At 31.8% G+C, this 13,720-nt stretch carries 11 protein-coding genes; 8 read left to right on the forward strand and 3 right to left on the reverse strand.

Annotation, left to right across the window (positions count from 1 at the left end; genetic code table 11):
- Positions 1–9 precede the first annotated feature (9 nt).
- Positions 10–468 carry an Lrp/AsnC family transcriptional regulator gene (locus ACZ451_RS15575; RefSeq protein WP_464214047.1) on the reverse strand — a complete coding sequence of 153 codons (459 nt, stop codon included), beginning with the start codon at positions 466–468 and terminating at the stop codon, positions 10–12.
- 276 nt (positions 469–744) lie between these two features.
- Between ACZ451_RS15575 and ACZ451_RS15580 the strand changes: the two genes are divergently transcribed.
- The 8 genes from ACZ451_RS15580 to ribB all read left to right on the forward strand — a co-directional run bounded on the left by ACZ451_RS15580 (position 745) and on the right by ribB (position 11,058).
- Positions 745–1,965 (forward strand): trans-sulfuration enzyme family protein, encoded by a 1,221-nt coding sequence (locus ACZ451_RS15580; RefSeq protein WP_464214049.1) that lies wholly within the window; start codon positions 745–747, stop codon positions 1,963–1,965.
- A 56-nt stretch (positions 1,966–2,021) separates the two neighbouring features.
- Entirely contained in the window at positions 2,022–3,683 is a 1,662-nt protein-coding gene (locus tag ACZ451_RS15585; RefSeq protein WP_464214051.1) for a Na+/H+ antiporter NhaC family protein, read from the forward strand.
- A 122-nt stretch (positions 3,684–3,805) separates the two neighbouring features.
- Entirely contained in the window at positions 3,806–4,312 is a 507-nt protein-coding gene (tpx, locus tag ACZ451_RS15590) for a thiol peroxidase (protein ID WP_464214053.1), read from the forward strand.
- Positions 4,305–4,670 carry a diacylglycerol kinase gene (locus ACZ451_RS15595; RefSeq protein WP_464214055.1) on the forward strand — a complete coding sequence of 122 codons (366 nt, stop codon included), beginning with the start codon at positions 4,305–4,307 and terminating at the stop codon, positions 4,668–4,670. Before tpx ends, ACZ451_RS15595 begins: the two co-directional genes overlap by 8 nt.
- A 165-nt stretch (positions 4,671–4,835) precedes the next feature.
- Positions 4,836–7,223, forward strand: coding sequence for an FtsK/SpoIIIE family DNA translocase (locus tag ACZ451_RS15600; RefSeq protein WP_464214057.1), 2,388 nt, complete (start codon positions 4,836–4,838; stop codon positions 7,221–7,223).
- 18 nt (positions 7,224–7,241) lie between these two features.
- Positions 7,242–7,886: an outer membrane lipoprotein periplasmic chaperone LolA1 gene (gene lolA1, locus ACZ451_RS15605; RefSeq protein WP_464214059.1), complete on the forward strand. Its 645-nt coding sequence runs from the start codon at positions 7,242–7,244 to the stop codon at positions 7,884–7,886.
- A 4-nt stretch (positions 7,887–7,890) separates the two neighbouring features.
- Positions 7,891–9,915, forward strand: a complete 2,025-nt coding sequence (locus ACZ451_RS15610) for an LptF/LptG family permease (protein ID WP_464214061.1) — start codon at positions 7,891–7,893, stop codon at positions 9,913–9,915.
- Positions 9,916–9,933: 18 nt separating this feature from the next.
- Positions 9,934–11,058, forward strand: a complete 1,125-nt coding sequence (ribB, locus tag ACZ451_RS15615) for a 3,4-dihydroxy-2-butanone-4-phosphate synthase (protein WP_464214063.1) — start codon at positions 9,934–9,936, stop codon at positions 11,056–11,058.
- Positions 11,059–11,263: 205 nt separating this feature from the next.
- On the opposite strand, the gene ACZ451_RS15620 is transcribed toward ribB, so the two are convergent.
- Together ACZ451_RS15620 and ACZ451_RS15625 are read right to left on the reverse strand one after the other, a co-directional pair.
- A complete protein-coding gene (locus ACZ451_RS15620; RefSeq protein ID WP_464214065.1) occupies positions 11,264–12,523 on the reverse strand; it encodes an aminotransferase class I/II-fold pyridoxal phosphate-dependent enzyme in 1,260 nt (419 codons plus the stop codon).
- A gap of 106 nt (positions 12,524–12,629) precedes the next feature.
- A complete protein-coding gene (locus ACZ451_RS15625) occupies positions 12,630–13,670 on the reverse strand; it encodes a PLP-dependent cysteine synthase family protein (RefSeq protein WP_464214067.1) in 1,041 nt (346 codons plus the stop codon).
- Positions 13,671–13,720: the final 50 nt, after the last annotated feature.

Here is a 13,720-nt window from a genome sequence, read left to right on the forward strand (position 1 = left end):
ATAGTTCTTCTAAATTGATATTACAGTCGTGTTCTTTACCTCTGTAATTACAAAAGAACTTTGAGTACTTCTAATATGGCTAATTGCCGTTAGTTTTGCAACCATAAAATCTCTATAGGCTTGCATATCTGTAACATGAATTTTTAAAATATAATCATAATCCCCACTGATATGAAAACACTCTACCACTTCTTCTAATTTAATAACCTCTCGTTCAAAACGATGTACAAATTCTTTTGTATGTTGCGCTAACTTTACATGACAAAGTATGGTAAACGCTTTTTTAACTTTTTGTTTGTCTATTAAGGCAACATAATTTTTAATCACGGCTGTCTTTTCTAAACGTTTAATGCGCTCATAAACAGCTGTTACTGATAAATTTAGCTTATTAGCATACTCTTTTGTGGTCTTTTTACAATCTTCTTGTAAAAGTGCTAGTAATTGCACATCTATCGCATCAAATTTCATACAGACAAATTTTCATTATTAATAATTAAACTTAAAGAATATTAAATTTAAAATCTAATTTAATTAAAATAAATAGATTTATTTTCATCTATTTTTATTTTATATTGAAAATAAAATTATAATACTTTAAGTTTATACTGACTAATTTAAATTATAGTTTCTTAAGTGATTGAGCTAAAGAACTATTAGAAATCTAATAGTTCTCAGCTCCTCATAAATTAACTACTCTAATAGTACTATTTCTTAATATCAACATACACTTTTAAACTTTTCACTATGAATTATAAGGCCGAGGATCACATACAAGATTTGCAATATTTTGGAGAATATGGAGGCGTAAACCCCTCTATTTCAGATTCTTCTACATATACTTTTTTATCTGCAAAAACAATGTTTGATACTTTTGAGGGGAATACAGAAGGGTGTTACTTGTATAGCAGACACTCCTCTCCTTCTAACTTATACTTAGGGGAAGCCTTAGCAGCATTAGAAGGCACCGAAACTGCAAATGTGTATGCTAGTGGAATGGGTGCCATCACTTCTGTAATTTTGCAATTGGCAAATGCAGGAGAACATATTGTAAGCAGTAGAACTATTTATGGTGGTACCTATGCATTTATGAAAAACTTTTTAAAGAAATTTCATATCAATACTTCTTTTGTTGATACTACAAATATCAAAGCTGTTGAAAAAGCAATTACTAAACAGACTAAAATGATCTACTGCGAAGCAGTAAGCAATCCGCTTTTAGAAGTAACTGATATTAAAGCGTTGGCAAATTTGGCAAAAAAATACAATTTGCCATTAGTTGTAGACAATACTTTTACGCCTTTATCGATAGCGCCTGGAAAATTAGGTGCAGATATCGTTATTCATAGTTTAACAAAATTTATTAATGGTACCAGTGATTGTGTTGCCGGAGTGGTGTGTGGTACAACTGCGTTTTGTTTGGCTTTAAAAGATGTAAATAGCGGAGCAGGAATGCTTTTAGGGAGTACTTTAGATAGCCTTAGAGCTTCCTCTATTCTAAAAAATATGAGAACATTACATATTAGAATACAGAAGCATAGTGAAAATGCGTTGTTTTTAGCTCAAAAATTTGAAAAAGATGGTCTCAAAGTTTCTTATCCCGGACTAGCATCGCACCAAGGTTATGCAATTATGAACAGGCAAATGAATACAGCATATGGCTATGGAGGTTTACTTACTCTTAATGTTGGTTCTTTAGAAAAAGCAAACGCATTGATGGAATTAATGCAGCATAAAAATTTAGGGTATTTAGCCGTTAGCTTAGGGTTTTACAAAACATTATTTAGTGCTCCTGGCACTTCAACTTCATCAGAAATACCATTGGAAGAGCAACAACAAATGGGATTATCAGAAGGTTTAATACGCTTTTCTATAGGACTAGATAGCAATATCCAAAGAACTTATGAAACCATGAAATCTTGTATGGTAGATTTAGGTATTTTGCAAAAAGATATAGTTAGCGTTTAATTTTTTGCTTTAGATTATGCAAAATCGTAATATTACAAAGAACTAAAATACGATTGATGCAAGACCATAATAACGAATCATTAGAGGAGCAAAATGATCATATAGTAGAAAATAAAGAACTTAGTATTTGGGAGGCTTTAATTCCTGTTATCCTACTAATGGGAATGCTAGCATACAATATATTTTTTGCTGGCGGAGAAGTTTTTGGAGGATATTCTAATCAATATATTTTATTAATTGGTGGTGCATTTGCAGCTATTGTTGGGCTTTATAATAAAGCTACTATAGTAGCCATGGGAAAAGAAATATGGGCAAACTTAAAAAGTGTTTTAATGCCTATAATGATTCTTTTTTTAGTTGGTGCTTTAGCAGGTACTTGGTTAGTTAGTGGCATTATTCCTGCAATGGTATATTATGGTTTACAAGTGCTAAATCCAAGTATTTTTTTACCAGCATCAGTTATTATCGCAGCAATAATCTCTATAGCTACTGGTAGTTCTTGGACGACTTCTGCTACCGTTGGGATAGCCTTAGTTGGTATTGGTGCTGCTTTAGGAATTCCTAGTGGCATGATAGCAGGAGCTGTTATTTCTGGAGCTTATTTTGGTGATAAAATGTCGCCTCTGAGTGATACTACCAACTTAGCCCCTGCTATGGCTGGGACTGACTTATTTACTCATATTAAATATATGGCATTTACTACTGTACCAACTGTAGTGATTACACTAGTAGTATTCAGTATTATAAATCTAAGCATTGATACTACAGGTGGTACCGATACGTCTTTTATATTAGAGACTATACAAACTAATTTTAATGTTACGCCCTATCTTTTTATAGTTCCTGCCGTAGTTATTCTACTAATCGTTTTAAAAACTAAGCCATTAATTGCACTTGGTGTTGGTGTTGGATTAGCTGCAATTTTTGCAATGATTTTTCAAACCAATGTGCTTAAAAAATTAAATGAATCTGAGGTAACCGCTTTATTTACTTCAATTTTTACAGATACTAGCGTTCAAATAGACGATGCAGCATATGTAGCATCTTTTACTGAACAAGAAATAAAACTATTAAATGAGCATAACGATTTAAAAAATATATTTACTGATGATGATTTAGATAAAAATTACACCAATGCTGACTTAGAAAAGGTCTTTGCTTCTGAAAAACTAGAAACTACTGTTTTAAAAAATAAAGTTGACAGCTTAAATAAATTAATTACTATAAAAAGATTAAAAAAACTATTCAGCGCTGGTGGAATGGCAGGAATGATCTGGACCATCTTGCTCATTATCTGCGCTATGGTTTTTGGTGGTATTATGGATGGTATCGGTGCTTTGGCAAGAATTACAAAAGCTCTACTTTCTGTAGCTAGTTCTGTATTTGGTTTATTTGCAAGTACTGTAGTGAGTTGTTTAGGATTAAATGTAGTAGCAAGTGATCAGTACCTCGCCTTAGTTATCCCAGGTAAAATGTTTAAAAAAGCATATGAAGATAAAGGTCTAGCGCCCGAAAATTTAAGTAGAACTCTGGAAGATTCTGGTACTGTTACTTCAGTGCTAATACCATGGAATACTTGTGGCGCCTATCAATCTAGTGTATTAGGCGTTGGCGTGGGAGAATATGCATTATATGCTATATTTAATTGGTTAAGTCCAATAACCACATTACTTTTCGCAGCTTTCAATATTAAAATAAGACAATTGGTAAAAAAATAACAATGTTAAACATCTAGCAAAGTACCATTTCAAAGAAATTTTATAAAAAATTTCGTATTTCTAATAACATTTTGCTAAGCATTTTTTTTTACTTTCACAGCTAATTTAAAAAACAAATAAAAATGGCTACAGTAACATTAAAAGGAAATGAAATTCATACTATTGGTAACTTGCCAGCAGCAGGGCAAAATGCGCCAGAATTTACTATGGTAAAAGAAGATTTATCAGAAGTATCCTTAGCCAATTACAAAGGAAAAAAAGTAGTACTAAATATATTTCCAAGTATAGATACTGGCACATGTGCACAATCTGTACGACAATTTAATACAGAAGCAGCAGAATTAGAAAACACTACCGTATTATGTGTTTCTAAAGATTTACCGTTTGCACAAGCCCGTTTTTGTGGAGCAGAAGGCATTAAAAATGTAGAAATGCTATCTGATTTTAAAAATGGTAATTTTGGAAAAAATTATGGCGTAAGTTTTTCCGATGGACCACTAGAAAGCCTACACTCTAGAGCTGTAGTTGTTTTAAATGAAAGCGGAAATATAGTGTATACAGAACAAGTTCCAGAAATTGTTGATGAGCCTAATTACAAAGCCGCTTTAGATGCCTTAATAAATGCCTAAAGATTCTTTTTTAGTAAATAGAATAAAAAGTATAGGCTTCGCTTTTCGCGGAGCCTACCTTTTAATAAAAACAGAAGCTAGCATAAAAATTCAAGTTGCTATAGCTATAATGGTTACCATTGCTGGTTTTTATTATAACATATCAGAAACCGAGTGGATTATACAAATCTTTGCGATTGGTTTAGTAATGGGTATTGAAGGGGCAAATACAGCAATAGAAAAAATTTGCGATTATATACAACCAGAATTTGATCCTAAAATTGGATTTATTAAGGATATAGCCGCTGGAGCAGTAATGTTGGTTTCTATTGCCTCATCTATTATAGGACTCATTATTTATATCCCCAAAATATTCTAATCTAATTTTTTGATAAATATAGCAGTAAAATCATACTATTTTATAGTGTTAAGAGTTTTAATTATATTGAAGAAACACTGTATAACTATTTGAAGGCTAAACGTAAAAGATACCACAAATTCTGATGTAAATTTGTAATTTAGCCTCAAAGAAGATGAACATTTTATGGCAAAAAAGACAAAAAAGTCAAAAACAGCTACTCCAAAAAAAAAGGCATCCTATACCCTATCCAAACAGAATAAAATTATTTTGGGTAGTTTTTTTATGATTCTTAGCATTGCTCTTTTCATTTCTTTTATTTCATTCTATTTTACCTGGAAAGATGATCAAAGTATTCTATATGATTTTGCCAATAGAAATGAACCCGCTAATAACTTACTAAATAAAATTGGCGCCGGAATTAGTCATATTTTTATGTTCAAAGGTTTTGGTTTAGCATCGCTTATTTTTCCCGGATTGATCTTTGTTTCTGGATTGCATCTTTTTTTAAATCTTGATCGAAAAAATCTATTAAAAAGATGGGTTTGGGGTTTAGTTTTTGTCATTTGGATTTCTATAGCACTTGGCTTTTTTGCTGCATCTAGACCTTTATTAGGCGGATTAGTTGGTTCTGAAATGAATGATTTTTTACAGGATTATAGTGGTAAAATAGGTGTTTTATTACTTTTAGTATTCGGTTTAATTTTTATTCTCGTAAAAAGATTTCAACTAACAACACTACCTGCTTTATCCTTTTTGCAAAAAAAACAAAAAGATTTAAAAGCAGAATTCAATACTAGCGACAATGCTACAAATAATCCATCATTTGCCACTACAGAAGATACTTCAAAAGAAATTATTATTGACACCTATACACACAAGAAAGATATTCCAAAAATAGCACCCGAAATTACAACTACTGATGGTTTTGAAGTTAGTATTCCTGTAGAAGAAGAATCTATAGAAGAAAATTTAGCTATGGAAATTAAAGAAGTGGTAGTAGAAAAAGAAGAAAAGAAAAACTTATCCGATAAACTCGTGGAAGATTATGGGGAATTTGATCCGACTTTAGAGTTAGGAAATTATAAATTTCCAAACATTGATTTATTAGACCAACATGGTGTATCTGGAGGAATTACAATCAACCAAGAAGAATTAGAAGAAAATAAAAATAAAATTGTAGAAACTTTAAAAAACTACAAAATTGGTATTGCGCAAATAAAAGCTACCATTGGCCCTACAGTTACACTATATGAAATTGTTCCGGAAGCTGGAGTGCGCATTTCTAAAATTAAAAATTTAGAGGACGATATTGCATTGTCTTTAGCAGCATTAGGAATTAGAATTATTGCTCCAATACCTGGCAAAGGAACTATTGGTATTGAAGTTCCTAACAAAAACGCAACAATAGTTTCTATGCGTTCCGTTATTACATCAAGTAAATTTCAGAAAGCAGAAATGCAATTACCCATTGCATTTGGTAAAACAATAAGTAATGAAACTTTTGTAGTTGATCTTGCAAAGATGCCCCATCTTTTAATGGCTGGTGCAACTGGGCAAGGTAAATCTGTTGGTTTAAATGCTGTATTAACTTCACTACTTTATAAAAAACACCCCGCAGAAGTAAAATTTGTATTAATTGATCCAAAAAAGGTAGAATTAACCCTTTTTAATAAAATAGAACGTCACTTTTTAGCAAAACTACCAGATTCAGAAGATGCTATTATTACTGATAATACAAAAGTAATTCACACCTTAAATTCACTTTGTATAGAGATGGATAATAGGTATGAATTATTAAAAGTTGCTTTAGTTCGTAATATTAAAGAATACAATGAGAAATTTAAGGCGCGAAAATTAAACCCAAATGAAGGGCATAAATTTTTACCTTATATCGTTTTGGTAATTGATGAGTTTGCAGATTTAATTATGACCGCAGGGAAAGAAGTAGAAACGCCTATAGCGCGTTTAGCACAATTAGCTCGTGCCATTGGTATTCACCTAATTATAGCAACGCAAAGACCTTCTGTAAATGTTATAACTGGTATTATAAAGGCAAATTTCCCAGCACGTATTGCTTTTAGGGTAACCTCTAAAATAGACTCTAGAACTATTTTAGATGCACAAGGCGCCGATCAATTAATTGGTCGTGGAGATATGCTATACACACAAGGTAATGATGTTACAAGAATACAATGTGCTTTTGTAGACACTCCAGAGGTTGCTAAAATAACAGAATTTATAGGTTCGCAAAGAGCTTATCCAGATGCACATTTATTACCAGAATATGTAGGTGAAGATTCTGGCACAACTGTTGATTATAACATTTCAGAAAGAGATGCTAAGTTCCGTGAAGCTGCTGAAGTTATTGTAATAGCACAGCAGGGTTCCGCATCTTTAATTCAAAGAAAATTAAAATTAGGATATAATAGAGCTGGTAGAATTATTGATCAATTAGAAGCAGCTGGAATAGTAGGTCAGTTTGAAGGCAGTAAAGCAAGGCAAGTACTTATTCCTGATATTTTAGCATTAGAACAATTTTTAAATAACGAATCTCAAAAAGGAGAAGCTTAAAAAATGAAATTAAACAACATGAAAAAAATAGTATTTCTTTTAATAATCGCATTTAGTATTCAAAGTAGTTTTGGACAAGGTTCCGATAAAGCTAAAAAACTATTAGATCAGGTATACAATAAAGTAAAAAGCTATGATAATATTTTTATCGATTTTAAATATGCGCTAAACAATACAGAAGCAAATATAAAGCAAGAAACGCGCGGAGACGTTACCATGCAAGGTGACAAATATTTTTTAAATTACTTAGGCTCGCAACAAATATATGATGGGGAAAAAGTATATACCATTGTACCAGAAAACGAAGAAGTAACCATTGAAAATAAATCAACTGAAGAAAACACTGTTACAGCTTCTAAAATGCTTACATTTTATAAAACAGGACATACCTATGCGTGGGATATTTTACAGAATGTACAAGGCAGAAAAATACAATTTGTAAAATTAACCCCTATTGATACAAATTCTGAAACGAAATCTATTTTATTAGGGGTAGATATTGAAACAAAACACATCTATAAACTTATAGAAACAGGAAAAAACAGTACAAAAACCACAATCACTGTTAATTCTTTTAAAACAAATCAGACTTTGTCAAAAACCTTATTTACTTTTGATGAATCCAAGTATGAAAACGATGGATATTATATCATAAGAAATTAAACCATTGAGAATATTAGACGCTTACATCCTAAAAAGATTTTTATATAATTTCTTTAGTTCTTTTACTATTTTAATGTTCATCTTTATCTTCCAAACAATTTGGTTGTTTATAGATGATTTGGCTGGTAAAGGTTTGGATGCTATTATTATTGGTAAGTTTCTTTTTTATATCATGCCAAATCTTACCGAAAAAGTATTACCATTAACCGTTTTACTTTCTTCAATCTTAACTTTTGGTGCCTTGGCAGAAAGTTATGAGTTTGCTGCTATGAAAGCTTCAGGTATTTCGCTACAACGCGCAATGCTTAGTCTTATTATTTTTATTGGTTTTCTAAGTATTCTAACTTTTTATTTTGCCAATAGTGTCATCCCTGCATCTGAACAAAAAATTTATAACCTCAGGAAAAATATTGGACAAGTAAAACCATCTACTGCAATAGTTGAAGGAGCTTTTAGTGATTTAGAAGGCTCAGATATGAATATGAAAGTAGATCGAAAGTATGGAGAAAACGAGCGTTTTTTGGACAATGTTGTGATTCATAAAAAATCTAAAACAAAATTAAATAGTACTGTAATAAAGTCAAAAACCGGCGAACTTATTAGTCGTGAAGGCTCCGATATTTTAAAATTGGTGCTAAAAGACGGCCATTATTATGAAGATATCAAGAAAAAAAAGAGTAAGGATAACAGAAAATACCCTTTTGCTAAAGCAAGTTTTGAAAAATACACCATTTACCAAGATATTTCTGGTTTAGATGTAGACTTGGAGAAAGAAAGAGCGATTACTACTGATAAGATGAAAAATGTAACGCGACTTGTTAAAGATGCAGATTCACTTTACAAAAACAATAAAGTTATCGTTGAAACATTTTCCAAAACAATTGCTGTTAGGATGGGTGCATTTGTCTTAGCAGCAAAAGATCTTAAAAATGCAAATCAAATAAAAATAGATTCCCAAAAAACAAAAACTCTTCAAGTAAAAAAGAATACTCAAATAGATACGCTAAATATACTCGGCTTGTACGAAATTTGGCAAAAATCTCAAATTATATCTGCTGCAAAAAATACAACAGATAATGTTATTAATTCTGTGAAAGGAAAAAAACAAGAAATTGAACGACGCTATAAAATTTATAATTTACATATTATATCGTTTCATAAAAAATTTGCTTTAGCACTATCCTGTATTATTCTTTTCTTTGTTGGAGCACCGCTAGGAGCTATTATCCGTAAAGGAGGTTTGGGCTTACCCATGGTAATTGCTATTATTTTATTTCTTACGTATTATTTTATTGGTGTTTTTGGTGAAAATGCCGCCAAAGATGATAGTATTAACCCAGCATTAGGTCCATGGGTTTCTACAATGATAATGTTACCTCTAAGTATCTTTTTAACCAAAAGAGCCACTAAAGATAAAGGACTTATTAATTTTGGAAGTATTATAGATTTCTTTAGTAGAACGTTTAAGAAAAAAGATTTACAAAATACTAAAAGTCCAAAACAAGAGCTTGCAAAAATATTTCCTGATAATTCCTCTGAATATTTGCTTCTAGAGAGTTATTCTGCTGAAGAATTAATTGAAACTGCTAGAAACTATAGGCAAAAGAAATATTCCATAGAGTATAGAGATACTTCTTTGAAAATTTTAGAAAATAGAGGTTTTTCTTTAGATGAGTTAAAATTATCAGGTAAATTAAGTAACCATCTCTTTGATGAAGCAGACAGAGATTTTACTGATTACAAAAGGTATTCTAATACTGGTTTAATACTCTATTTAAGCTCAATCATACTTTTAATAATTTCTTTCTTTCCTTCAAAAGAAATTGTTTTTAATTTACTTAATTTGATAAGTTACATTTTACAGCTTACAACAATTGTTTATATTATGATTGCGGCTCATAGTTATAAAAAAATAACAAAATCTAGCAACTTAATATATATTATATACTTTTTGGGGGCAATTGTATTTTTCATTATTTATTTATATTCCAGATCCAAAATCCAAAAGGATATTAATCTAATAAAGTAAAGAATCAAAAACTAAAAAATGAGTATCCAGTTAAATACTATAGAAGATGCCATCGAAGACATAAAAAAGGGAAAGGTCATTATTGTTGTTGATGATGAAAATAGGGAAAATGAAGGTGACTTTTTAGCTGCTGCTGAGGCCATTACTCCTGAAATGGTAAATTTTATGGCTACTAATGGCCGTGGTCTTATTTGTGCTCCATTAACTGAAGGACGTTGCAAAGAACTAGGACTCCAAATGATGGTGAGCAACAATACTGACCATATGGAGACCGCTTTTACCGTATCTGTAGATTTACGTGGTAATGGAGTAACCACTGGTATTTCTGCTTCAGATAGAGCCAAAACCATCAAAGCACTTACCTTAGACGATACAAAAGCTTATGATTTATCTAGACCTGGACATATTTTTCCTTTAGTAGCTAAGGAAGGTGGCGTTTTAAGAAGAACCGGGCATACAGAAGCCGCCATAGATTTTGCAAGACTTGCCGGTTTAAAACCTGCTGGTGTTATTGTAGAGATTATGAATGAAGATGGAAGCATGGCCCGCTTACCAGAACTTTATAAAGTAGCTGAAAGATTTGATTTAAAAATTGTTTCCATTGAAGATTTGGTTGCTTATAGAATGGAGCACGATAGTCTTATAGAAAAGAAAGAAGATTTTAAAATTTCTACACGTTTTGGTGAATTTAGACTTAGGGCTTACAAACAAACCACAAACAATCAGGTACATATTGCATTGACTAAAGGAACGTGGAAAAAAGATGAAAAGGTATTAACCAGAATTAATTCTACCTTAATTAATAATGATATTCTTGGCACACTTACCAACAACCCCGACAAAAAGTTAGAAGATATGTTTAACGCGATAAATGCAGAAGAAAAAGGCGCTTTTGTATTTATCAATCAAGAATCTAGATCTTTAAATTTACTAGGCAGACTATCAGAATTAAAAAATATTCAATCTAAAGGAGTTTTAAAAGCACCAAAAATAGAAATGGATGCCAAAGATTTTGGTGTTGGCGCACAGATTTTACATGATTTAAATATCTCTAAAGTACGTTTGTTAACCAATACATCACAAACCAAAAGAGTTGGTATTGTTGGTTATGGCTTAGAGATTGTAGAGCATGTTCCCTTTTAGTATTGCACTATTTTAAATTTACGCTATTGTTTTTCTCCTTTTACAAATCAATCAAAGCGAATACATTAAAAAATATTTCAAACATAAAAAACCCCGATTTAAAAGGTATTACTCTTTTTCGGGGTTAGTTTTTCTTTAAACTAAAGACTTATAAAACTTAAAACATCTCAGAATTTATATTTCTAAAAGTTTTAAATACATGAGATTATTCTCCCATTGCAGCAGCTACAGCCGCTGAAAGCCTTTTATAAGTGCCATTTTCTAAACGTTCTCTAATAGCTGAGAATGCATCTAGTGTAATTGCAACGTCTTCTAAAGTATGTGTAGCTGTAGGGATCATTCTTAATAGAATTAATCCTTTTGGAATTACTGGATATACCACTATAGAACAAAATATTCCATAGTTCTCACGCAGGTCTTTTACAAGGGCCATTGCTTCAGGAATACTCCCATTTAAATATACTGGCGTAACACAACTTGTAGTTGTTCCAATATCAAAACCTCTCTCTTTTAATCCATTTTGCAATGCATTTACATTCTCCCATAACTTTTCTTTTAGCTGTGGCATTGTACGAAGCATATCTAAACGTTTCAATGCTCCTTTTACATAAACCATTGGTAATGATTTTGCAAACATTTGAGAACGTAGATTGTATTTTAAATAATCTATAATTTCTTTATCTGCTGCTATAAAAGCACCAATACCAGCCATAGATTTAGCAAAAGTTGCAAAATAAACATCTATATCATCTTGTACTCCTTGTTCTTCTCCTGCTCCTGCTCCTGTTTTGCCTAGTGTTCCAAACCCATGTGCATCATCAACTAAAAGTCTAAAATTATACTTTTCTTTAAGTGCTACAATTTCTTTTAACCTTCCTTGTTCTCCTCGCATTCCAAAAACACCTTCAGAAATCACAAGAATTCCTCCGCCTGTTTGCTCTGCCATTTTAGTAGCGCGCTCAAGGTTTTTCTCTAAGCTTTTGATATCATTATGCTTAAACGTAAAACGTTTTCCCATATGAAGACGTACGCCATCAATAATACATGCATGTGCATCTACATCATATACAATAATATCGTCTTTAGAAACCAAAGCGTCTATTGTAGACATTATTCCTTGATATCCAAAGTTTAATAAATATGCAGATTCCTTATTAACAAAAGTGGCTAGCTCTTGTTCTAATTGCTCATGAAAATCCGTATGTCCGCTCATCATTCTAGCGCCCATTGGATAAGCAGAACCATATTCTGCTGCAGTATCACCATCAATTTTTCTAATTTCTGGTAAGTTGGCAAGTCCTAAATAATCATTAATACTCCAAGTTAAAACTTCTTTTCCTTGAAATTTCATTCGGTTAGAAATTGGTCCTTCTAGTTTTGGAAAAACAAAGTAACCTTCTGCCTGTGAAGCCCATTTTCCTAAAGGTCCCTTATTTTCAATTATTCTCTCAAATAAATCTCTCATTTATCCTAAATTGATTTTGCACAAAAGTAAGCGTTTTTGTGCTGTTTTCATAAAAAAAGCAATGATACTGTATATCATTGCTTTTAAAATATATCTTGAGGTGGTTCTATTTTACAAACTGAATTTCTTGGGGAGCTTCTACAGTCTTACTATCAAAGAAACCTTGATCTTCCATCCACTGATCTGAGTATACTTTACTCATATATCTTGAACCATGATCGGGAAAAATAACAACTACATTACTATCTTTTGTAAATGTGCCTTCGGCATTTAATTGTTTAATAGCTTGAAATGCAGCTCCACTAGTATACCCTACAAACATTCCTTCTGTTCTAGAAATTTCTCTAGCAGTATGCGCACTCGCTTCATCTGTTACTTTGATAAATTTATCTATAACGTCAAAATTAGTTGCAGAAGGTATTAAGTTTTTACCCAATCCTTCTATACGGTATGGATAAATCTCATTAGCATCAAACTCTCTAGTTTCGTGATATTTCTGAATCACAGAACCGTAAGCATCAACACCTATAATTTTAATATCTGGATTTTGTTCTTTTAGATAAGCAGCAGTTCCGGAAATTGTGCCACCAGTTCCACTACAGGCTACTAAATGTGTAATGGCACCGTTTGTTTGGTTCCATATTTCGGGACCAGAAGTTTTATAATGTGCTTCGGTATTTAATGCATTAAAATATTGATTGATATAAACACTATCTTTAGTTTCTTCGTGTAAGCGTTTTGCTACTTGGTAGTACGATCTAGGATCGTCTGCACTAACATGGGCAGGGCAAACATAAACTTTTGCCCCCATGGAACGTAACATATCTATTTTATCAGGAGATGATTTAGAACTTACAGCCAAAATACAATCATAGCCTTTTATTATACTTACCATTGCAATACTAAATCCTGTATTGCCTGATGTAGTTTCTATAACGGTACTACCCTCTTTTAATATTCCTCTGCTTTCTGCCTCTTCAATGATATAATTTGCAATTCTGTCTTTTGAGGAATGTCCTGGATTAAATGCTTCTACTTTAGCATAAAAATTTCCAGTAAGTGATTCTGCTATTCGGTTTAGTTTTACCAATGGTGTATTGCCAATAAGTTCAAGAACATTATTATAAGCATTAATCTTATTTGCCATTTAGGAATGTTATATGTTTAGCGGTTATTCTGATTTGTTTTAATCATACA

The sequence above is a fragment of the Allocellulophaga tsushimaensis genome (genome assembly GCF_055383085.1).